Origin of the sequence: Streptomyces sp. NPDC020875, assembly GCF_040641415.1 — a bacterium.
GTDB lineage: Bacteria > Actinomycetota > Actinomycetes > Streptomycetales > Streptomycetaceae > Streptomyces.
The window spans coordinates 77,270-99,780 of sequence record NZ_JBFADP010000030.1 but is presented as its reverse complement, the minus strand read 5'-3'; the positions used below and the strand labels follow the sequence as shown (position 1 = coordinate 99,780).

At 74.9% G+C, this 22,511-nt stretch carries 12 protein-coding genes and 1 pseudogene; 10 read left to right on the top strand and 3 right to left on the bottom strand.

The window, feature by feature from the left end; translation table 11 throughout:
- Nucleotides 1-106: 106 nt before the first annotated feature.
- The 3 genes from AB0G74_RS19085 (at nt 107) to AB0G74_RS19075 (ending at nt 10,868) form a co-directional block, all read left to right on the top strand.
- Nucleotides 107-3,544 (top strand): hypothetical protein, encoded by a 3,438-nt coding sequence (locus AB0G74_RS19085; RefSeq protein ID WP_361147638.1) that lies wholly within the window; start codon nt 107-109, stop codon nt 3,542-3,544.
- A 45-nt stretch (nt 3,545-3,589) separates the two neighbouring features.
- Nucleotides 3,590-7,996, top strand: coding sequence for a trypsin-like peptidase domain-containing protein (locus AB0G74_RS19080; RefSeq protein WP_361147636.1), 4,407 nt, complete (start codon nt 3,590-3,592; stop codon nt 7,994-7,996).
- Nucleotides 7,997-8,213: 217 nt separating this feature from the next.
- The gene (locus AB0G74_RS19075; RefSeq protein WP_361147634.1) at nt 8,214-10,868 is read left to right on the top strand and encodes a hypothetical protein; all 2,655 of its coding nucleotides are present in this window, start codon (nt 8,214-8,216) and stop codon (nt 10,866-10,868) included.
- A gap of 52 nt (nt 10,869-10,920) precedes the next feature.
- Here AB0G74_RS19075 and AB0G74_RS19070 read toward each other — a convergent pair whose 3' ends face one another.
- On the bottom strand, nt 10,921-12,222 hold the full coding sequence (locus tag AB0G74_RS19070; RefSeq protein WP_361147632.1) for an MFS transporter: 1,302 nt from the start codon (nt 12,220-12,222) through the stop codon (nt 10,921-10,923).
- Between the two features lie 71 nt (nt 12,223-12,293).
- On the opposite strand from AB0G74_RS19070, the gene AB0G74_RS19065 reads away from it, so the two are divergent.
- Nucleotides 12,294-13,319, top strand: a complete 1,026-nt coding sequence (locus AB0G74_RS19065) for a helix-turn-helix domain-containing protein (RefSeq protein ID WP_361147630.1) — start codon at nt 12,294-12,296, stop codon at nt 13,317-13,319.
- 37 nt (nt 13,320-13,356) lie between these two features.
- Here the strand turns inward: AB0G74_RS19065 and AB0G74_RS19060 are convergent, their stop codons facing one another.
- A complete protein-coding gene (locus tag AB0G74_RS19060) occupies nt 13,357-13,929 on the bottom strand; it encodes a dihydrofolate reductase family protein (RefSeq protein WP_361147627.1) in 573 nt (190 codons plus the stop codon).
- Nucleotides 13,930-14,091: 162 nt separating this feature from the next.
- On the opposite strand from AB0G74_RS19060, the gene tsaD reads away from it, so the two are divergent.
- The 3 genes from tsaD to AB0G74_RS19045 all read left to right on the top strand — a co-directional run bounded on the left by tsaD (nt 14,092) and on the right by AB0G74_RS19045 (nt 18,657).
- Complete coding sequence (gene tsaD, locus AB0G74_RS19055) at nt 14,092-15,168, top strand: tRNA (adenosine(37)-N6)-threonylcarbamoyltransferase complex transferase subunit TsaD (RefSeq protein WP_361147624.1); 1,077 nt, start codon at nt 14,092-14,094, stop codon at nt 15,166-15,168.
- A gap of 96 nt (nt 15,169-15,264) precedes the next feature.
- Nucleotides 15,265-17,910: an alanine--tRNA ligase gene (alaS, locus tag AB0G74_RS19050; RefSeq protein WP_361147621.1), complete on the top strand. Its 2,646-nt coding sequence runs from the start codon at nt 15,265-15,267 to the stop codon at nt 17,908-17,910.
- 339 nt (nt 17,911-18,249) lie between these two features.
- Nucleotides 18,250-18,657: a (2Fe-2S) ferredoxin domain-containing protein gene (locus tag AB0G74_RS19045; RefSeq protein ID WP_361147619.1), complete on the top strand. Its 408-nt coding sequence runs from the start codon at nt 18,250-18,252 to the stop codon at nt 18,655-18,657.
- Between the two features lie 83 nt (nt 18,658-18,740).
- On the opposite strand, the gene AB0G74_RS19040 is transcribed toward AB0G74_RS19045, so the two are convergent.
- Nucleotides 18,741-19,391, bottom strand: a complete 651-nt coding sequence (locus AB0G74_RS19040; RefSeq protein WP_361147616.1) for a class I SAM-dependent methyltransferase — start codon at nt 19,389-19,391, stop codon at nt 18,741-18,743.
- A 208-nt stretch (nt 19,392-19,599) separates the two neighbouring features.
- Here AB0G74_RS19040 and AB0G74_RS19035 point away from each other — a divergent pair.
- The 3 genes and pseudogenes from AB0G74_RS19035 to AB0G74_RS19025 form a co-directional block, all read left to right on the top strand.
- A pseudogene (locus AB0G74_RS19035) lies at nt 19,600-20,256 on the top strand (phosphoribosyltransferase family protein); the annotation flags it as partial.
- Nucleotides 20,257-20,364: 108 nt separating this feature from the next.
- Entirely contained in the window at nt 20,365-21,012 is a 648-nt protein-coding gene (locus AB0G74_RS19030; RefSeq protein WP_361147613.1) for a helix-turn-helix domain-containing protein, read from the top strand.
- Complete coding sequence (locus AB0G74_RS19025; RefSeq protein WP_361147610.1) at nt 21,009-22,385, top strand: MFS transporter; 1,377 nt, start codon at nt 21,009-21,011, stop codon at nt 22,383-22,385. Before AB0G74_RS19030 ends, AB0G74_RS19025 begins: the two co-directional genes overlap by 4 nt.
- Nucleotides 22,386-22,511: the final 126 nt, after the last annotated feature.

The following is a 22,511-nucleotide window of genomic DNA, read 5'->3' as shown; positions in this document are numbered from 1 at the left end:
TGTCCTGCGGTGATTCGGAACCGGTGGTAGCTTCCGGGCGATCGTGCGGGGGAGGTCGACAAGTCGACCGTCGTCGGCCGGGACTTCGCGGGTCCTCGAACCCGGCGTGTCCGGGGCCGAGCGCCCCGAACGGGTCGCCGAACTCGCCGCGGTACTCCGCCGCGACGGACCGGCGGACGCCGTGGCCCGGCTCCTGCGGCTGCGGGACGCCGACCGGCTGCTCCTCGTGGTCGACCAGTTCGAGGAAGTCCTCGGACTGCCCCCGGACGCCGTCGGCGAATGCGCCGACCTGCTCACCGGCGACGCGCTGCCCGACACCGTCCGCGTACTGACCACCCTGCGCGCCGACTTCCTGGAACAGGTACTGGCCCACCCCCGGTTCGGCCCGGAGACCGCGGGCCGGCTGCACACCCTCGCCCCACCGGCCCCGGACCGGCTGCGCGAGATCGTCACCCGGCCCGTCGACGCCTTACCCGGCATCTCCTACCAGCCCCATCTCGCGGACCGCATCCTCGCCGACACCGGCCGGGGACCGGGCCGGCTGCCCCTGCTCGCCCTCACCCTCGATCTGCTGTGGCAGCGGCAGGAACACGGACTGCTGACCCACCGGGCGTACGAGGAGATCGGCGGCGTCACCGGCGCGGTGGGCGACCACGCCGAACGGGCCTGGGCCCGCTGTGTGACCTCAGAGGGTCCCGAGACACCAGATGAATCCGAGACCCCCGAGAACGCCGAAAGTCCAGAGAACCCAGAGAACCCAGAGAACCCCGGGACCCCCGATAACGAGGAGACGGCCCGGCGCCTCCTCACCCGGCTCGTACGGATCCCGCCCGGCGGGTCCGCGCCCACCCGCCGGACCCTGTCCCGTACCGAACTGGACGCCGGGGAACGGCGGATCGCCCGGCTGCTCGCGGGGACCCGGCTCCTCGTCACCGACGTCGACGCCGAGGGCACCGAAACCGTCGAACTCGCCCACGAGGCACTCATCGGCGCCTGGGACCGACTGGCCGGCTGGATCACCGCCGACCGGGCCTTCCTGGAGTGGCGCGCATCCCTGCAACGGGACATGGACCGCTGGGAGGAGGCGGGCCGCGCCCCGCAGATGCTGCCCACGGCGCTCCAGACCGCGCGGGCCGGACAGTGGGTGGCCGAGCGGCCCGGTGAACTGACCGAAGCGGAACGGCACTACCTGGCCGCCGGGCACGACCACCGCCGCGCCCGCCTCCGGCGGCGCCGGGCGCTGCTCTCCGCGGGCGGCCTCGTCGTCCTGCTGATCCTGGTGGCCCTGTCGATGTTCCACGCCACCCGGGAGGAGAGCCGGGACCGCGCGGCGGAAGCCGCCTCCCGGGCCCTCGCGATCGCCGCCGAGGACGAGACCGGTGCCGAACCGGCCCTCGGCGTACTCAAGGCCCTGGCCGCCCACCGGACCGCGCCGACCCTGGAGGCCCGCCACGCACTGCTGCGGCAGTACCTCCGCCACCAGGGGTACGACCGGGTGCTCTCCGGAGTCCTCGGCACCGTCCGGGACGTCGCCGCCGCCCGGGACGGCCAGGTCGTCCTGGCCACCTCGCGACTGGGCCGGGCGGTCCTCTACACCGGCGCCGCGTCCGGCCGGGTCCGCAGCGTGCAGGTGCCGTCGACCGGGCAGGTCCTGGAAGTCGCGGTCGCCCCCGACGGCAAACGCGTCGCCTATGTCCAGGAGGACGGCCGGGCCGCCTGGTTCGAGGTCCGTACCGGGTCCGGCGAACCGCTCGGCCCGATCCGGCGGCTGCCGGACGCGCCGGGCCGGGACACCTCCTGGGGCCCGGTGGTGGCGCCCGCGTTATCGGCGGACGGCCGCACCCTCGCCGCCCGGGTCCGGGGCCGACTGGTGTGGTGGAACCTGGATCGCGGCACCCTCGCCGGTACGGTGCCCGCGCCCGCCGAGATGACCGGCGCCCTGCGGTTCGGCCCCGGCGACGGCACACTGCTGGCCACGGTCTACGCGACCGGCGGCAGCCAGGCCCTGCTCTCCGTCGACCCGGGCACCGGCCGCGCCACCCCACTCGTCTCCGGCGCCCAGGAGATCTTCGTATCCGGGGACGGCGGGACCGCGGTCGTCTGCCGGGAGCGGGGCGGGCAGTCCGTCATCAGCCGCCACCGGACCTCCGACGGCACGGCGGTCGGCCGCCCCTACCGCGAGCGGGACGAGGCGTACACCACCGATATGTGCACGATCGACGCAGTCGACACCACCGGGCGGCGGGCCGCGCTCGGCTGGGGCGACGAACTGCGCGTCCTGGACCTGGACCGGGGCGGGACGATCTCCCGGGCCCCGACACCCGGCACCCTCGCCACCCGGCTCGACCCCCACCCCGTCCTCGCCGAGTCGCACGGCCGACTCTCCTACCTGGGGTGGAACGACTCGATGATCGCCTTCATGGAGATGACCCCGGGCAGCCGGCTGCCGAAGGCGGCCCAGCACCGGCTGACACCCGACGGGAAGAAGTCGCTCCTCGTCCTGGCGGACGGCTCCGGGACGGAACTCCGTCCGGCCGAACCCGGGCGGAGCCGCCCGGTACTGGCCCGCGCCGAGCGGGCGAAGCCGTACTGGATCCCCCAGGGGACCGATCTGCCCGTCTTCGACCCGGCCGGCGCGCTCGTCGCCGACCGCGAGGCCCGGAACACGGTGGTCGTCCGCGACGCGTCGACCCTGCGCGCCCTGGCCTCGGTCACCACGGCCCCGCCGCCGAAGACCCGGCCCGGCAACCGCAGATGGCGGAACCTGGAGGTGAGCGGGGCGCTCAGCCACCGCGAGCAGAAGGAGGAGTTCCGCTACTTCTTCGACCACACCGGCCGGCTGCTGACGGTCTCCGGGACCGTCGTCCAGCAGTGGGATCCGCGCACCGGCCGGCCGACCGCCCGCTTCGACGCCGCCGCGCTCCGCCCCCGTACCGACCGCGACGCGGTTCTGACCATCGCCCCCTATCCGGACCGGAACCGGATCTCCGTGATCGTGCGGGGGCGCCCCGGTATCCGCGTCGTCGACATCACCGACGGCCGGACCACGGAGAACATCCCCACCCCGGGCGATGTCCTCTCCGCCTCCTTCGACCCCGGCGGGCGGTACTTCGCCGTCCTGCGCCGCGACGTGGGCCTGGAAGTCCTCCGGTACGGGGATCCCCCGCGCCGGACGATCGGCCCGCTGCCCGCCTTCGGCGACAGCGCCATCACCCCGTACCGGGCCGTCTTCCTCGACGGCGGACGGTTCCTGACCGCCTCCGACAGCGCCGTTTGCGTCTTCCGGATCGGCGGGCGCGGCTACGACGACTCGTATCCGCTCGGCCGTCCGGACGGCGGGACGGGGGAGTACTTCTTCCCCGATGTGTCCCGGGACGGGCGCGCCGTGATCGTGACGACGTTCGAGGAGCCGGGCGCCGTACTGCCCCTCGATCCACGGGTGTGGAGCCGGGAACTCTGCCGGATCATCGGCCATCGCGCTCTCACGGCGGACGAACGCGACGACCTTCCGGCGGAGGCGAGGACCGGTGGGCTCTGCCCGTGACACCGGACCGCCGCCCGGTGGCGAGGGCCCCGACGAAGGAGACCTATGACATACCCGGTCCAGCCATCCGGTCCGGAACCGGAACACGACACCGGGGCCGATGGCCCGCAGGCCCTGGACCGGGCGATCCTGCGGATCCTCGACGCCCGGCGGCAACCCGTCGGCGTCGGCTTCCTGGTCTCCGAAACCATCGCCCTGACCTGCGCGCACGTGGTCTCCGCCGCCCTCGGGACACCGGCCGGAACACCACCGGAGGCCGGTGCGCCGATCCCGGCGGACCTGCCGCTGGTGCCCGGCGCGCCGCGGACGGAAGCCACCGTCGAACTGTGGGTGCCGCCATCGGGCCCGGCGGGCGCGGGCGACGCCTCCCCCGGCGCCGATGTCGCCGTCCTGCGGTTCGCGGCCCCGCCGCCCGGCGCCGCGCCCGTACGGCTGGTCGACGCCGACCCCGCGACGGCGGACGGCGGCGAACCGGCCGGGGCGGCGGACGGCTGGTGGGGACACCGGGTACGGGCCTTCGGCATCCCCGCCGGGCGCCCCGGCGGTGTCTGGCACGCGGGGGTCCTGCGGGGACGGCAGGCCGACGGCTGGGTGCAGGCCGATCTCGCGGGCGACGGCTATCCGGTGTCACGGGGCTTCAGCGGCGGCCCGGTCTGGGACGACCGGCTCTCCGGCGTCGTCGGCATGGTCACGGTCGCCGAGGCCGGGGAACCGGCGGTCGGCTATCTGATCCCCACCGGCGGACTGGCGGCGGCCTGGCCGGAGCTCACCCCGCTCGTCCGGCCCCCCTCCCCGTTCCGGGGCCTCAAGGCGTACCAGGAGGCCGACGCCCCGGTCTTCCACGGCCGGGCGGCCGAGAGCGACGAGATCACCCGCGCGCTCGCCGAGCGGTTCCGGGTCACCGTCGTCGGCCCCTCCGGCTCGGGAAAGTCGTCGCTGGCGCTCGCCGGAGTGGCGCCCCGGCTGCGGGCGGACGGCGCCCGGGTCGCCGTCATGCGGCCCGCGGCCGGGACCGGCCCGCTGGCGGCGCTGGCCGCCGCGCTGCTGCCGCACCTGGAGCCCGACGCCTCCGAGACCCGCAGGCTGGCCCGGATCCCCGAACTCCGCGACGAACTCCGCGACCACGGCCTCGCCCCGGTGACGGAGCGGCTGCTCGCCGCGCCCGGCGCCGACCGGCTGCTGATCGTCGTCGACCAGCTGGAGGAGTTGTTCCAGCGGCCCCCGGACGCCGTCCGTGAACTCGCCGACGTGCTCTTCGCCGCCGAAGAACCGCCGCCTGGAGTCCGCGTACTCAGCACCCTCCGCGCCGACTTCCTCGAACGCGTCCTCAGCCATCCGGACCTCGGCCCCGTCACCGGCCGCTGTCTGCACGCCCTCGGCCCGCTGGGCGAGCGGGGCCTGCGCGAGATCGTCACCACCCCCGTCGACACCGCCCCCGGCATCCGCTACGAACCCCACCTCGCCGCCCGCGTACTCGCCGACACCGGAACCGACCCCGGCGCGCTGCCACTGCTCGCCCTCACCCTCGACCTGCTGTGGCGGCGGCAGGAGGACGGCCGCCTCACCCACCGGGCGTACGACGCGCTCGGCGGCGTCACCGGCGCCCTCGGCAACCACGCCGACCGGGTCTGGGCCGAACACGTACCGGCCGAGGACGAACCGGCGGCCCGGCGGCTCTTCACCCACCTCGTCCGGCTGCCACCCGGCGCCGTCTCCGCCACCCGGCGCCTCGCCCGCCGCGACGACCTCGAACCCGACCAGTGGCGGGTGGCCCAGCGGCTCGCCGCCCACACCCGGCTCCTCGTCACCGACCGCGGCGCCGACGGCACCGAAACCGTCGAACTCACCCACGAGGCGCTGATCCACGGCTGGGACCGGTTCGCCGGATGGGCCGCCGAGGACCGGGCCTTCCTGGAGTGGCGGGAGACCGTCCGCCACGAGATGGACCGCTGGCAGGCCGCCGGCCGCGCCACCGCGCATCTGCCGACCGCCGCCGCCCTCGCGGGCGCCGACACCTGGCTCCCCGGCCGGGCGGCGGCCCTCAGCCGCGCCGAACGGGAGTACCTGGACACCGGCCGGACCCACCGCCGCGCCCGCGCCCGCCGCCGGGGAGCCCTGTACACCGCCCTCGCCGCGGCCCTGGCGTTCATCGTGGTCGTCGGCGCGCTCTACGCCGTCGAACGCCGCGGCAGCCGGGAGCGGGCCGCGCTCGGCGCCTCCCGCGCCCTCGTCCAGGCCGCCCAGGAGTACACCGCCACCGACCCCGCCCGCGCCGCACTGCTCGCCCTCGCCGCCCACGACACCGCCCCCACCCGGGAGACCGGCAACGAACTCCTGCGCCAGCGCCTCCGGTACACGTACTACGACCGGGTGCTCTCCGGAGACCTCGCCGACGAGGGAGTCGCCACCAGCCGCGACGGCGATGTCGTCCTCGCGCCCGGCGCCCGCTCCGGGGCCACCCTCTTCCTGCGCGCCCTGACCGGACCCGTACGCACCGTACCGATCCCGGCCCCCGACGAGATTCGCGATGTCGTGGTCGCGCCCGACGGCAGCCGCGCCGCCTACGTCCAGGAGGACGGCCTGGCCGCCTGGTTCGACATCCGGCCCGGCGCCGACGACCCCGTCGGGCCGGTCCACCGGCTGCCCCGGCCCCCCGCCCCCGCCGAGGACCGCGGCGACGTCTTCCAGCCGGTGATCTCCCCCGACGGCACGGTCCTCGCCGTACGCGCCGCCGAGCGCGTCGTCTGGTGGAACCTGGCGAACGGCCCGCACGGCACCCTCGCCGGGAACGTCCCGGCACCCGGGACCCCCTTCAACCTGCGGTCCGCGGCCGACCACCGCACCCTCCTCTTCGCCGCCTTCACCACGCGAGCCGAGAAGAACGACGAGCGACTGCTCGCCCTCGACCTCGCGACCGGCCGGACCCGGCTCGTCGCCCGCGCCGACGAGATCGAGGTCTCCGGCGACCGCACCCGGGCCGTCCTGTGCCGGACCCGGGGAAAGACCGCCGAACTCACCGTCCACCGGGTCGCGGACGGCACCCGGGAGGGCGGCGTGTACCGGGCAGGGGAGAAGGACGGCGTACCGGGCGGCTGCCCGGTAAAGGCCGTCGACGGCTCCGGGTTCCGGGTCGCGCTCGGCGCCGAACACGGCCTCACCGTCGTCGACCTGCGCGACGGTACGGTCCTCTCCCGCAACGGCCTCGCCGACCCGTCCGTCCCGACCTGGGCCGGGAACAGCCCCTGGCTGGTCGACTCCGGCGCCGGGCTCCACTACGTCCGCCGCGACGGGCCGATGATCGGATTCGTCCGGCTCCGCCCCGGCGACTGGACCCTCTCCGTCGCCCAGCAGCGCCTCACCCCCGACGGCGCGTACACCATCAGCGTGCTGGCGGACGGCTCCCGGATCCAGCGCCACCACGCGAAGGAGATCAGCAACCGCGTCCTCGCCGACGCGCCCCGCGGGGCGCCCCGCCGGGTGCCCGACAGCGGTGACCCGCTCGCCGTCGACCGCACCGGACGGCTGGTCGCGGACCGGGAGGGGGTGAACGTGGTCGCCGTCCGCGACACCGGCACCCTGCGCCGGATCGCCACCGTCACCACCACCGCCCCCGTGCCGACGCCCGCGCCGCCGCCGTCGATCGGGGACCTCCCCGTCGGCGGGGGCGCGGGCGGCGAGCGGCCCCGGTACGAGTTCAGGTTCTTCTTCGACCGGGACGGGAAGCTGATCACCGTCGCGGACACCGTCGTCGAACAGTGGGACCCGCGGACCGGGGAGCGGCTGGCCCGCTTCGACGCCGCGGCCGTCCGCTCCCGGGTCGGGGGCGCCCCGGACGCCGTCCTGCTGGTCAACTCCTATCCGGCGACGAACCGGGTCACCGTCGTCGTCCAGGACCGGCCCGGCGTCCAGGTCGTCGACACCGTCAGCGGACGGATCACCGAGACCGTACCGACCGGGGACGACATCCTCGCCGCCCAGTTCGAGCCCGGCGGACGGTACTTCGCGATCCTCCGCCGGGGCTCGATCTTCGAACTGTGGCGCCGCGGCACCCCGCCCCGGAAGGAGCTGGGCCCCCTGCGCAGTGTCGCCGAATCGAACGAGACCCCGTACGTCGCCTCGTTCCTGGAAGGCGGGGACCGCTTCCTCCTCGCCGCGAACAACGCGGTACGCGTCTACCGGATCGGCGAGCCCGGCCATGAGGCGTTCTACTCCTTCACCGACCCCGGCGAACGATCGTCCTCCCACACCGGGCACTCCTTCCTGGGAGCGTCCGTCGACGGCGAAACCGTGCTCCACAGCGGCCCCAAAGGCATCGGGGGACCCGTCCAGCTCGTACCGGACCTGTGGTTCCGGGAACTCTGCGATGTCATCGGCGACCGGGAACTCACCCGGGCCGAGGCGGAACTCCTCCCCGCCGACCCCCGGACCCGCCGACCCTGCGCCGGTGACTGACCCGGCGCGTCTTCGGGCGATACCGTCGCGCTCCCGGTGGCGGATCCCCGTTGTCGGTGGCGGCTTCTAACATCCTCTCCCGACGCCGTTCGTCCGGACACCGCCCCGCGCGGAACGTCCCCTGGACGGACGGGAGTTCACCGCCGCCCGACCGGCCGCCCCGAGCGGTCCCGGTCCGGCGCGGGATCGCGTACGGCAGAGATGAGGAACATTGACCATGGACACGGCCACCGACCCCGACCGCCCCGAGGGCGTCCCCGCCGACGCCGAGGCGGAGGAGGACGGCGGATGGGCCCTCGGGCCGGTGGACGCCGAGGGCAGAACCGGGGTCTGGCGGAGCTGGCGGGCCGACGGCAGCTTCGCCGGGACGGCGCACTGGCGGGCGGGGCTCCCGCACGGCGAGCAGATCCTGCTCCACGACGACGGCTCGGTCGCCGTGGAGGGGAAGTGGCACGAGGGCAAGCGGGTCAGGCTGCGGCACCGCCGGGCCGACGGTCCGTCGCGGGAGACCGGGATGGACCAGCTCCCGGAGACCGTCCGGGTGATGATCCAGGACTTCGACGAGGCCGGGTACTTCATCCGGCAGCGGTTCCATACGGCGGACGGCACGGAGGTCGATCCGGAGGGAGAGCCGATCCCGCCGCGACCCGCGAACGTGCCCGAGGTCGCCCAGCACACCACCCGGCACGGCCACTGGTACCACCAGCGCTTCGAACCGTGCGGTGAGCAGCGGAACGTGGGCCTGCACCGGTTCTGGGAGACCGACGGCACGTTCAAGTCGGCGGAGTACCACACCGCCGAGGGCGGGCTGCTCGCCCGGATCGGGCCCGGGACCACCGGTCGGGGCAATCCGCTGGTCGAGGCCGCCCGGGCCGGGGACGCGGCGGCGGTCGAAGCGTGTCTGGCCCTCGGCCTCGGCACCTCGCCCGGGGCGGCGCTGCACGCGGCGTACGAGGAACAGCCGGAACTGGCCCGGCGCCTGACGGCCGAAGCGGCCGGTGACGGCGGTACGGAGCGGGCGGAGTTCACCGATCCGCGTGCCGAGCCGGAGCGACGGGACGGGATACCCGATGACGCGGTCTGGGTGCCGGGGCTGCTGTCCTGGGCGGCCGGGACGGCGCTCGACCCGGTCACGGGGGCCGCCACCGGCACCTGGCGGCTCTGGCGCAGCAAGCCCTACCTCCAGGCGGACCAGCCGGTCGTGGCCGAGTTCTCCGAAGGCCGGATGGTCCGGCGGCGCGAGTATCTGCCGTGGCGGCCGGACCGGCTGGAAGGGGAGTGGCGCTACGACGGCGACCGCGTACTGCACCGCTCGTTCGAGCGGGGCGTCCGGGACGCCGAGACCGAGGACCTCCCCGACGGCACCGTCGCCCACCGGCGCTTCGACGGCGACACCCGGCTGGTCGAGCGGGTCGAACGGGACGGCGCGCTGGTGGCCGAGGTGTGGTTCGCCGAGGACGGCACCCGGTCGGCCGAGGTCTGCCCGGCCACCGCGACGGCGGGGGACGAGGCGGAGCCGGTCGAGTGGTGGCGCGGCCTGGACGAGTCCGGCGCGGTGATCGCCGAGGGCGCGGTCCGGCCGGGCCTCAAGGGCGGCCCGGTGGGGGAGTGGCGGCTCTACGGCCCGGACGGCGCCGAGGGGCCCGTCGTCGGCTTCGGTGATCTGCGGGTCCGGCGCACGGGCGACCTGGGACGGTTCGCCCATGGACTGCACGGCTGGCGGACCATGTCCCCGCCGGCCGCCCTCGCCGGTGTCGACGAGGTCGACTGGGCCGCGTACCGGCCCTTCTTCGGCGCCTCGGAGGACGTGCCCTTCCTGCTCAAGGGGCTCGCCGCGGCGGAACCACTGGTCTCGCGATACGCCTTGGGCGTCCTGTGGGACATGCTCCTCCACCAGCACACCGTCTCCGACGTCGCCGGTCCGGCCATGCGGTTCGTGATCGCCCTGGCCGAGGCGGCGCCCGACGCCGCCGACCTGCCGGAGTTCGTGCTCCATGTCGTCACCCGCGACGGCGATCTGGAACCCACCGGGCAGCTCAAGGGGCTGTACGCCTCGGCCGCCGGTACGGAGAAGCCGGAGGAGTACTTCGCCGAGTACGGCGTGGAGCCCGCCTACCACCGCATCTACGGTGATCTCGCCGCCGCGGTGCCGACCTGGGCCCGGGCGGCCGCCGGAGCCCCCGGCGCGGACCCCGAGCTGCGGAGGATCGCGTTCCATCTGCTCGCGGTCGCTCCGGGCGAGGCCGCCGCGACCGCCCTGCGCGAGCTGACGGCCGCCGAGGCGGGGCGGGGAGCCGGGCGCGACCCCCGGACACTCGCCGAACTGCTGCTCTGTCTGGCCCTCGTACCCGGCGACGCCACCCGCGACCTGCTGGAACCGTTCCTGGCCGACGAGGACCCGCTGGCCGCCTTCTGCGCCGCGCTCTCCTGGGTCCGCACCGACGCCGGACCCGCCGCCCGGGCCCTGCCGGCCCTCGTCGACGCGCTCACCGACCCGCCCGGACTGGACGGCTTCGGCGGCCTCTGGTTCGCCGGAGGCGGGGCGTCCGGCGACGCGATCGGCGCCCTGTCCCTGCTGCCGCCCGAACACTCCCGGGAACTGCTGGGGCGGATGTGCGCCCTCCTCGGTGAGGCGAGCTCCTTCTCCGCCCCCGGAATCGCCCGGTCCGTCCTCGACATCGTCTTCCCCACGGAGGCGTACGAGGAGGGCGCGGCCCTCACCGCCGACCAGGCCGTGGTCGTCCGGGCGATCGCCGACACCGTCGCGAGCCGGGACGTCGTCAGTGTGAACCTGAACGAGGTACTGCGCTACAACGGCCTGCCCTGTACGGCACCGGAGCTGCGGGCGCTGCGCACCGTCGAGGGCGGCTGAGGGCAGCGGGCCCCCGTCACCGTTCCCGGGTCGGGGACGGGGCCCGCCGCCCTCAGGACGGCCCCGGGCCGCCGGCCGGGGGAGCGGCCCGGCCCAGGGTGCGGATGGCCGGGACGGCGAACAGGGCGGCGCAGCCCGCGAGCCCGGCCCCCGCCGACACCAGCAGCAGCCGGTCGGGCGAGGCCAGCGCCGTGGCCGGGCCCGCCAGGATCTGACCCAGGGCGATCCCCGACACCGAGCCCGCCAGCTCGTACGCCGTGACCCGGTTGAGTACGGCGGGCGGGGTGTGGGTCTGCACACTGGTCGCCCACATCACCGACCAGAACGCCAGGGCCCCACCGCCGACGGCATGCGCCGCCAGCAGCAGCGGCAGCCCGGCGCCGAGCGCCAGGCTCAGCGGCAGCGCCGTGTACAGGACCATCGCCACGGCACCGGCGGCCAGCGGTCGGGCCGGGCGCACCCGCAGCGCCACCAGCCCGCCGAGCACCGTACCGACCCCGAGGAAGGAGACCGCCAGGCCGTACGCGTCGGAGCCCAGCCGGTCACCGATCAGCGCCGAACCCAGCGGCACCAGCGGGCCGAACAGCAGCATGCCGTAGACCATCCAGATCAGGATCACCGACCACATCCAGGTCCGGTCGCGGAACTCCCGCCAGCCCTGGCGCAGTTCCCGCCGCAGCGACCGGCCGGTCCGGGCGGCGGCACCGGGCACACCGCCCGGCGCGAACCGGATCAGCGCCAGGAACACGGCGCTCAGCAGGAAGGTCGAGGCGTCGATCGCGTACACCGTCCCGGCGTTGGTGACGGTGATCAGCAGCCCCGCCAGCGCCGGACCGAGCAGATGGGCCAGCGCGTCGGCCACCTTGAGCGTGGCGTTGGCCCGCTGCGGCTCCCGGGCGACCAGGGGAACCATCCCGTTCACCCCGGGCAGGAACATCGCGACGGCCGCCCCGGCCAGCGCCGCCATCGCCATCAGCAGCCAGAACGGCGGCGTCCCGGCGAAGAACGCGACGGCCAGCACCCCCTGGGTGAACACCCGGACGAGATCGGCGCCGACCATCATCCGGCGGGCCCCGAACCGGTCGGCGAAGACCCCGCCGAAGAGCACCAGCAGAACGAACGTCCCCGTCCAGACGCCGAGGACGAGCCCCACCCCGGAGATCCCGTACAGCGCGCCCACCGCGAGGGCGGCCGCCACCGGCATCATCGCGTCGCCGAGCATCGAGACGGCCCGGGCGGCGAAGTAGAGCGTGAACCGCCGGTCCCACAAAGGGGCCGGGCCGGGCGGTGCGGCGGACGGCGGTACGGTTCCGGCGGTCAGTTCGGGCTGCGGCTGTCTCTGTGCTGTGGTCACCCCGTCGATGCTGGTCCGGACCATCCGGCGGCCCCAGTGTCCGGAACGACATGCTGGGGTACTTTTACGCCATGACGCTCCGTCCGCCGCCGAAGCCCCCGGCGCTCCACCGGGTCGTGGCCCTGGTCCGGCCGCCGCAGCCGGTCTTCGCGCTGGCCTGCGCCACCGAGGTGTTCGGCGACCCGGCGGGCCCCGGGGTCCCGGCCCGCTACGCCTTCGACGTCTGTACCGAACACCCCGGCCCGGTCCGCACCAGCGGCGGCTACGACATGCTGGTCGCCACGGGCCTGGAGGCGCTGGAGCGCGCGGACACCGTCGTCGTCCCCGGCTGGCACGACACCGCCGACATATCCGCGGCCGTGGCCGACGCGGTCCGGCGGGCCCATGAGCGGGGCGCGCGGATCGTCGGCATCTGCTCCGGCGCCTTCGTCCTCGCCGCCGCCGGAATCCTCGACGGCCGGCGGGCCGCCACCCACTGGGCCCAGGCGGCCGAACTGGCCGACCGGTACCCCCGGGTCCGGGTCGACCCCGCGGTGCTCTACGTGGACCACGGCGACGTCGCCACCAGCGCCGGATCGGGCGCGGGGGTGGACCTCTGCCTCCACCTCGTCAGCGCCGACCAGGGGGCCGCGTACGCGATGCGGATCGCCCGGCAGTTGGTGATGCCGCCGCACCGCGAGGGCTGCCAGCTCCAGTACACCGAACTGCCCACCACGGGACCGGTCACCGACTCCCTCGCCCCGCTCCTCGAATGGGTGACGGAACGGCTCGACCAGCCCGTCAGCGTCGCCGACATGGCGGCCCGCTCCCAGGTCTCCACCCGCACCCTGACCCGGCGCTTCACCGAACAACTGGGCATCAGCCCCGGCCGCTGGCTGCTGGACCGCCGGCTCGCGGCCACCCGCGCGCTGCTGGAGGAGACCGACCTCCCGGTGGAGACCGTCGCCCGCCGGGTCGGCCTCTCCTCCGCCGTCAATCTCCGCCGCCGCTTCCACGAGGCCCTGCGCACCACCCCCGCCGCCTACCGCCGTGCCTTCCGCGCGGGCGGCGAGGCCGGGGGCCCCTTCGGCGGACCGGACCGGATGCCCCCGGTCTGAGCCGCCGGAAGATCCGCCGGAGGGGGCGCGCCCCAGGTCAGCGGACGACCTCCAGGACGTTCTTCTGCAGGCCGTTGGAGTAGACCTCGTGGTCCACCAGCCGCAGCGTGCGGGCGTCCGTGTCCGCCGTGCTGAAGAGCCGCTTGCCCGCGCCGAGCAGGACCGGGAAGACCAGCAGGTGGTAGCGGTCGATCAGACCGGCGTCCGACAGGGCGTGGTTCAGGGACGCGCTGCCGTGGACGATGATCGGGCCGCCCTCGGTCTCCTTGAGCGCGGCGACCTCGTCGAGGGAGCGCAGGATCGTGGTCTCGCCCCAGCCCTGGACCAGGGCGTCCTCGGTGAGGGTCGTGGAGACCACGTACTTCGGCATCTCCTTGTACTCGGCGAACTCCGCCATGGTCGGCCAGACGGGGCTGAACGCCTCGTAGCTGACCCGGCCCAGCAGTATCGCGGTGGCCTCCGCCTGCTCCTCGCCCTTGATCGCGAACGCCTCGGGGACGAACTCGACGTTCTTGTGGGTCCAGCCGGCGTTCCGGTATCCGGCCTCGCCGCCGGGGGCCTCCACGACGCCGTCGAGCGAGATGAAAGCGGTGCTGATGAGAGTGCGCATCGTGGTTCCTCGGGGTCGTCGGTCGTGCTGCCGTAACAGTCATGATCTTCGACCGAGGGCCCCGGGGAAACTCATCGGTCCCCGGAAAAATCTTCGTCGCAGCTTATTGCGCATTATGTGCAACTACAATCGACAGGCAGAACAGTGGCCGAGGGAGTGATGATGGCGCGAGGACGCATCGTGCTGGGGATCGAGTCGTCGTGCGACGAGACCGGTGCCGGGATCGTGTCGGAGGGGCGGCTGCTGGCCCATGCCGTGGCATCGAGCATGGCCGAGCACGCCCGGTACGGCGGGGTGGTGCCGGAGATCGCCGCCCGCGCGCATCTGCACTCCTTCACCCCCGTGGTCCGGGAGGCCCTGGACCAGGCGGGGCTGCGGCTGTCGGACCTCGACGCCGTCGCCGTGACCACCGGCCCCGGGCTCTCCGGGGCGCTCCAGGTCGGTCTCGCCGGGGCCAAGGCGCTCGCCTACGCGGCCGGGGTCCCCCTCTACGGCGTCCACCATCTGGCCGGACACGTCGCCGCGGACACCCTGGAGCACGGCCCGCTCCCCGATCCGTGCGTGGTCCTGATCGTCTCCGGCGGGCACACCTCATTGCTGCTCGTCCGCGATCTGGTGCGGGACCCGATCCTCCATCTGGGCGATACGGTCGACGACGCGGCGGGCGAGTGCTTCGACAAGGTCGCCCGGGTCTTCGGACTGCCCTATCCGGGCGGCCCCGCGATCGATCGGGCCGCCCGCGCGGGAAACCCCCGCGCGGTGGCGTTCCCGCGCCCGCTGACCGGCCCGAAGGACGATCCGTACGCCTTCTCGTTCTCCGGTCTGAAGACCGCCGCCGCCCGCTGGGCCGAGAAGCACCGGATCGCCGGTGACGACCTGCCCGTGGCCGACGGCGCCGCCTCGCTCCAGGAGGCCGTCGCCGACGTCCTCACCCGCAAGGCCCTGGCCGCCTGCCGGGCGTACGAGGTGGGAACCCTGGTCGTGGTCGGCGGGGTCGCCGCGAACTCCCGGGTCAGGGCCCTCGCCGAGGAACGCTGCGCCGCCGCCGGGGTGGAGCTGAGGGTGCCGCCGATGACCCTCTGCACCGACAACGGCGCCATGATCGCCGCCGTCGGCGATCTGCTGGTCCGCGCGGGCGCCTCACCCGCTCGGCTCGGCGTCTCCATCGACCCCTCCGCCCCGCTGGAGTACGCGGCCCTCCACCCGGCGGCCGCGGGGGTGTGGACACCCGCGGCGTGAGCCGTGGGACGTCCGGTCGCCCACCGGGTAACCGGACTCCGGGCCCCGTCCCCGCCGCACTCCCCGCCAGCCCGCCCGAGACCCCCGGAGCACACCGTGCGCACCGCCGACATCCGCACCCGATTCCTGGACTTCTTCGCCGCCCGCGGCCATACCGTCGTCCCCGGCGCACCGCTGCCCACCCCCGACCCCACCCTGCTGTTCGTCAATGCCGGGATGGTGCCGTTCAAGCCCTACCTCACCGGCGAGCAGAGCCCGCCGTGGCCCCGGGCGGCCAGTGTGCAGAAGTGCGTCCGCACCCTCGACATCGAGGAGGTCGGCAAGACCACCCGGCACGCCTCCTTCTTCCAGATGAACGGCAACTTCTCCTTCGGGGACTACTTCAAGGACGAGGCCATCGCCTACGCCTGGGACCTCTCCACCCGCCCCGTCGCGGACGGCGGATACGGGCTCGACCCCGACCGGATCTGGGTCACCGTCCACCACTCCGACACCGAGGCCAGGGCCGTCTGGCGCCGGGTCGCCGGTCTGCCCGACGCCCGGATCGTGGACCGCGGCGACGAGGACAACTTCTGGTCCATGGGCGTCCCCGGACCCTGCGGGCCCTGCTCGGAGCTGTACTACGACCGGGGCCCGGCCCTCGGCCGGGAAGGCGGCCCGGCGGTCGACGAGGACCGCTACATGGAGTTCTGGAACCTCGTCTTCATGCAGTACGAACGCGGCGAGGGCCCCGGCAAGACCGGCTACCCCGTCCTCGGCGAACTGCCCCGCCGCAATATCGACACCGGAATGGGCCTGGAGCGGATGGCCACCCTCCTCCAGGGCGTCGACAACCTCTACGAGACCGACGAGACCCGGCCCGTCCTGGACCGGGCCGCCGAACTCGCCGGAGTACGCTACGGCGCCGCCCCCGAGCCCGACATCCTGCTCCGGGTCGTCGCCGACCACGTCCGGACCGCGTTGATGCTGCTCTCCGACGGCGTCACCCCCGGCAACGAGGGCCGCGGCTACGTCCTGCGGCGGATCGTCCGGCGCGCCGTCCGCGCCATGCGGCAGCTCGGCTACCAGGACCCGGCCCTGCCCGAGCTGCTGCCCGTCGCCCGCGATCTGATGGCCCCCGGCTACCCCGAGGTCGCCATCGACTACGAGCGGATCGCCGACCGCGCCTACGGCGAGGAGGACGCCTTCCGGACCACCCTCCGCCAGGGCACCACCGTCCTCGACGCCGCCGTCGCGAAGGTCAAGGCCGACGGCGGACTCGTCCTGCCGGGAGACCGCGCCTTCCTCCTCCACGACACCTACGGCTTCCCCGTCGACCTCACCCTGGAGATGGCCGCCGAGCAGGGCGTCGAGGTCGACCGCGAGGGCTTCACCGCGTTGATGAACGCCCAGCGGGAACGGGCCAGGGCCGACGCCCGGGCCCGTAAGTCCGGCGGAACGGCCGACACCACGGCGCTGCGCGCCCTGCTGGACGCCCACGGCCCGACCGACTGGCGCGCCTGGGAGACTCTCACCACCGAATCCCGGGTCCTCGGACTCATCGGCCCGGCCGGACCCGTGACCGCCGCCCGCGAGGGCGAGATCGTCACCGCCGTGCTGGACCGCTCCCCGTTCTACGCCGAGTCCGGCGGCCAGGAGAGCGACGCCGGACGGATCTCCGGCTCGTCCGCCGAGGCGGAGGTCCTCGACGTCCAGCGCCCCCTGCCCGGCCTGGTCGCCCATCAGCTCCGGATCACGGCCGGTGAACTCGCCGCCGGTGACCCCGTGGTGGCCGCCGTCGACCCCGAGTGGCGGCTCGGCGCCCGCCAGGCCCACTCCGGAACCCATGTCCTGCACGCCGCCCTGCGGGAGATCCTCGGCCCGACGGCCCTCCAGTCCGGCTCGTACAACCGGCCGGGACATCTCCGGCTCGACTTCCCCTGGCGCGGCGCGCTCTCCACCGCCGTCCGCGGGGAGATCGAGGAGGCAGCGAACCGGGCGCTCCGCCGTGACCTGCCGGTCGGAGTGCGCTGGATGACCCTCCCCGAGGCCAAGGAGCTGGGCGCCCTCGCCCTCTTCGACGAGACGTACGGCGAGAAGGTCCGGGTCGTCGAGATCGGCGGCGCCTGGTCGCGCGAGCTGTGCGGCGGCACCCATGTCGAGCACGCGTCGCAGATCGGTACCGTCGCCCTCACCGCGGAATCGTCGGTCGGCGCCGGAATGCGCAGGCTGGAGGCGGCCGTCGGGGTGGAGGGCTTCGGCTATCTGGCCCGCGAACGCGACCTGGTCTCCCGGATCGCCGAACAGCTCGGCGCCCCGAGGGCCGAACTGCCGGAGCGGATCGCCGGACTGCTGGACCGGCTGAAGGCGGCCGACCAGGAGAACGCACGGCTCAAGGCCCGCGCCACGGAGGCCAGGGCGGCCGAACTCGCCGCCGGTGCCGTCGAAGCCGACGGCACCCGTGTCGTCACCACCACCGTCGACGGCACCCCCGACGAGGCCCGCGCCCTGGCCCTCGCCGTCCGCGACCGGCTCCCCGCCGGACAGCCGGGCGCCGTGGCCGTCGCCACCGGCGCCGGCGGACTCGTCCTCGCCCTCAACCGGCCCGCCGTCGACACCGGACTCCATGCGTCGGCCCTGGTCAAAAGGCTGCTCTCGGGCCGGGGCGGCGGATCGGCCGAACTCGCCCAGGGCGGCGGAATCCCCCGGGACCGGATCGCCGGACTACTGGCCGAGCTGCCCGGACTGCTGCCCCGCGCATAGCCCGGTCCGGCGGGGCGACGGAGCCGGGAGCGCCCCGGAGGGCGGCGGGCCGGACCCCGCCCCGCCGGAACCCGGATACGGGGCGACCGGCTCCGGGCGGCGGCTCCGGGCGGCGCTTTCGGCCGGAGCGCCACGGCTGTCCCGCCCGGCGGCGGTGGATCGGCACCGGACCGCCGATCCACCGGGGACGGCCCGGCGGCCCGGCCTTCGGGCGTCTGACCGGCGCTTTTCCGCCGACCCGGGCATCGGCGGGCCCCGGGGCTCTGCGATCATCGTGCGGACTCCCCGGGCCGCGTCCATACGCGACACGGCCCGGACCGACCCCGCCGAGGAGACCGGATGAGCAAACGCTCGCGCAGCGCCGCAGCCGCCCCGGGCGCGATACGCCCCACCGTGACCGTGTGCCGGGGCTGCTGCTGCGGCACCCCCAAGATCCCCGGCATCGACCACGCGGCCCAACTGCGGGAGCTGCGTACGGCGCTGGCGGACCGGGCCACCGTCCGGGTCACCGACTGCCTCGACGTCTGCGAGCAGGCCAATGTCGTCGTCGTCCAGCCGTCGGCCGACGGCCGCAGGGCCGGCGGCCGCCCGGTCTGGCTCGGCCTCGTCAACGACCCGGACGCCACCGGCGACATCGCCGCCTGGATCGAGAACGGCGGTCCCGGTCTCGCCGACCCGCCCGACGTCCTCGACCTCTACACCTTCAGCCCCTCCCGGCGGGTCCGCGCGGAACTCCCGGAGTCCTGACCCGGGACGGGGCGCCGAACCCCGGGCCGCACCCGCCGGGCCCGTACGGCATCCGCCGGTACGGCCCCGGCGCCGGGGGGCGGTCAGACCCGGGCGATCACGGCGTACCGCTCGTCCGTCACCTCCTTGCCCCACAGCAGGGGATCCCCGGCCAGATCCTCCACACGGACCCCGGTCACCAGCGGCCGGACCGCCGCCACGAGGGCGTCGGCGCCGATACCGCCGTACCAGGGCAGCGTCCCGGCGCCGGTGACATAGGGCGTATCGCCGCCGGACTGCCGTCGGTGGCCCTCCACGAGCACGAGCGTCCCGCCGGGCCGCAGCCGCTCCACCCAGCCGCTCAGGGCGGCCGGCGGATCGGGGAGCGTCCAGACGAGATGGCGGCAGACCACGGCGTCGAACCGGGTGTCGCCGGTCGGCGGATCGGCCGCGTCCCCCACGAGGAACCGGGCCGGGAGCCCGGCCGCGGCCAGCTTCGCCCGGGCCAGGGCGATCATCCGGGGCGACAGGTCCACCCCGGTGACCCGATGCCCGGCACCGGCCGCCAACGCCGTCAGCGAGCCGGTGCCGCAGCCGATGTCCAGTACGTCACCGGGGCCGGACGGCAGCCAGGACGCCAGCCGGTCCGTCCACGCCCGCAGGGTGGGCCCGGCGCGCAGCCCGTGGTCCGGCTCGTCGTCGAACCCGGCCGCCGCCGCGTCCCAATAGCCCCTGATATCCGAAGAGATCGTCACCCCTCGATCGTGCCGGACGCCACTGACAATCACCCCCGTGCCGCCCGGCGGACCGCCACATCCAGGGCGTGTTTCGAAAGTCCCGAAACCCGCCCTGGCCCCACCCCCGCCCCGCGAGTCACAATGATCACAACGGTCCCCGGGCCCGCGGTGTGCCACCGCAGGGCGCCCCGTGCGACGGGCCCCGGCGTACGAGGGGAGCGGGACCATGGCCGAGCACACAGCGTCTCCCGAGTACTACCGGGACCGCCACGAAGCGGGCCGGTACCTTGCGCCCCTGCTCCAGCACCTGGCCGGGGAACCGGTCGTGGTGCTGGGGCTGCCACGCGGCGGTATCCCCGTCGCCGCCCCCGTCGCCGAGGCGCTCGACGCGCCCCTCGACATCTGCCTGGTCCGGAAGCTGGGCGTCCCCTTCCAGCCCGAACTGGCCATGGGCGCGATCGGCGAGGACGGTGTCCGGGTCGTCAACGAACGGGTGATCCGGCTGGGCGGCATCACCGACGACCAGCTCGCGGCGGCCGAGGAACGGGAACGGGCGGTCCTGGCCCGCCGGGCCCGGCTCTACCGGGGCGCCCGCCGACCCGAGCCGCTGCGCGGCCGTACCGCCGTCGTGGTCGACGACGGCGTGGCCACCGGCTCCACCGCCAGGGCCGCCTGCCGGATCGCCCGGGCCAGGGGCGCAGAGCGTCTGGTACTCGCCGTCCCCGTGGCACCCCCGGGCTGGACCGGGCTGCTCGGGGACGAGGCCGACGAACTGGTCTGCCCGCTGACCCCGGCGGCCTTCTCCGCGGTGGGCCAGTTCTACGCGGACTTCGAGCAGACGACGGACGCGGAGGTCGTGGACTGCCTGGCCCGCGCGGCGCGCCGGACCTCCGACGGAAGCCGGGCCTGAGGAGCGGGATGAGACATACTCCATAATAAATTTTGCAAAAATCTCTTTGGAAAGCTCTCCGGATCGGCCTACGCTTCCGCCATGGCCGGTGACCAGGAGAACGAGCGCAGCCGACGTGACCCGGACGCCCCGGACCGCGTCCTCGATCCCGAGCGGGACGCCGCCGCGCTCAAGGCCCTGACCCATCCGCTCCGGATCCGCCTGCTCGGCCACCTCCGGCAGGACGGGCCCGCGACGGCCAGTGAGCTGGCGGTCAGGACCGGGGAGTCGTCCGCGTCCACCAGCTACCACCTGCGGGTACTGGCGAAGTACGGGTTCGTCGCCGAGGCCGAGCACCGCGACGGGCGCGAGCGGCGGTGGCGGGCGGTGCACGCCGTGACCTCCTGGAGTAACGAGGCCATGGAGGCCACGGCCGGAAGCCGCGCCTACGTCACCGCGACACGCCGGGCCCAGATCGCACACCTGGAGGCATCGCTCGTACAGCACGAGGCCGATCTGGCCGGCGGACGACTCGGCCGGGAGTGGGTGGAGCCGTCCGGGATCAGCGATCTGATGCCCCGGCTGACCCCCGAGTCCCTCACCGAACTCCTGGGGATGATCGACCGGACCCTGGCCGAGCTGACCGCCCGCGACGCCGCCGATCCGCGCGCCGTACAGGTCATGTTCCTCACCGCCGGGCTGCCGCTGGCGCCACGCGCGCCCGGAACCGAGGCCGAGCCCCCGCGATGACGCTCGACGAACGCGCCGCGCGCCGCCGGTACGCCACCGTCAGCGCCCTGTTCTGGCTTCCCCTCGGGCTGAGCATCGCCCCCCTCGTCCTGCTCCTCACCGAACGCGGCATGGCCATGACGGCCGTCGCGGGCTTCTTCGCCGCGCACTCCCTCACCACCGCCGCCCTCGAACTGCCCACCGGAGGGCTCTCCGACGTCATCGGCCGCCGAAACGTCCTCGCCGCCGCCGGTCTGCTGAACCTCGCGGCCCTCACCCTCCTCGGCCTGGGCACCACCCCCGTACTCCTCGGACTCGGCATGGCCCTGATGGGCGCCGCCCGGGCCCTGTCCAGCGGACCCGCCGAAGCCTGGTACGTCGACACCGTCCACGCCCACGCCGGGCCCGACGCCGAACTCCGTACCGGCCTGGCCCGGGGCGCCACCGCCACCGATGCCGCACTCGCCGTCGGCACCCTCACCGGCGGCGCCCTGCCCTGGCTCATCGGGCTCGCCCCCGAACTCGGGGCACGACTGGGCGAGGCCACGTCGGGCCTCGTACTCCCGCTCTCCGTACCCCTGCTGCTGGGCGCCGCGGTCGAGATCGCCTTCGTGTCCTACGCCCTCTCCGCCCTGCCCGAGCCACCCCGCCCGCCGACCCCCCTCCGGCACGTCCTGCGCGACGTCCCGGCCACGGTCGCGGGCGGGCTCCGGCTCGGCGGGCGCGACGCCCTGGTCCGCCGGGTCCTCGTCAGCGCCGGTGCCGCGGGCAGCGCCCTGGCCACCGCCGAACTTCTCACCCCGGGCCGGGCCGCCGATCTCACGGGCGCCCCGGAGTCGGGCGCGGTCCTCTTCGCCGCCCTCGCCTGTGCCGGTTTCGCCTGCGCCGCCGTCGGCGCCCACCTCGCACCACTGACCGCCCGCCGTACCGGCGGCGGCGAGCGCGCGATCGCCGCGAGCCTCACCACCAGCGCCGCCGGACTGCTGCTGCTCGGGGTCACCACGGCGCTCCCCGGGGCATTCGCCCTCGCCCTCGCCGCTGTCGGATACGGCCTGGTCTACCTCGGTCTCGGCGCGACGGGCCCGAACGAGAACGACCTCCTCCACCGCCGCGTCTCCAGTACGGGCCGGGCCACCGCCCTGTCGGTCCAGTCACTCGCCCTGCAACTGACCGCGGCCCTCACCGGCTTGATCGTCACCGTCCTTCCGCCGGGCCCGCTCCCGTGGTCCCTGGCGGGCGCCGCCCTGCTGGCCGGGGCCCTGCTGTGGGCGCGGGGCGGCTCCGAATCCCGGCCGTACGCCATCCCGGACGCCACCGGCGGCCCCGATGCCACCGCAGAGCGCCGACCCGGCCACGGCCGACCGCTCGGCGGCCGTACCGGCGCCCGCGAGTGATACCTCATCCCGGCGTGGCGGCGGATGCGAGGACGGACTCCCGGGCGTACGTTGGCGGAGATGGGCCAATGGGATGAAGCGGACGGACCGGGCGGCTCGGAGGTCGGGATCCCGGTGGGGGACGGT

Coding starts and splice junctions, on each gene's coding strand:
- AB0G74_RS19080 (WP_361147636.1), top strand. CDS start 3,590: ATGACATACCCGGTCCAGCCATCCGGTCCGGAACCGGAACACGACACC.
- AB0G74_RS19075 (WP_361147634.1), top strand. CDS start 8,214: ATGGACACGGCCACCGACCCCGACCGCCCCGAGGGCGTCCCCGCCGAC.
- AB0G74_RS19065 (WP_361147630.1), top strand. CDS start 12,294: ATGACGCTCCGTCCGCCGCCGAAGCCCCCGGCGCTCCACCGGGTCGTG.
- AB0G74_RS19060 (WP_361147627.1), bottom strand. CDS start 13,929: ATGCGCACTCTCATCAGCACCGCTTTCATCTCGCTCGACGGCGTCGTG.
- tsaD (WP_361147624.1), top strand. CDS start 14,092: ATGGCGCGAGGACGCATCGTGCTGGGGATCGAGTCGTCGTGCGACGAG.
- AB0G74_RS19045 (WP_361147619.1), top strand. CDS start 18,250: ATGAGCAAACGCTCGCGCAGCGCCGCAGCCGCCCCGGGCGCGATACGC.
- AB0G74_RS19030 (WP_361147613.1), top strand. CDS start 20,365: ATGGCCGGTGACCAGGAGAACGAGCGCAGCCGACGTGACCCGGACGCC.
- AB0G74_RS19025 (WP_361147610.1), top strand. CDS start 21,009: ATGACGCTCGACGAACGCGCCGCGCGCCGCCGGTACGCCACCGTCAGC.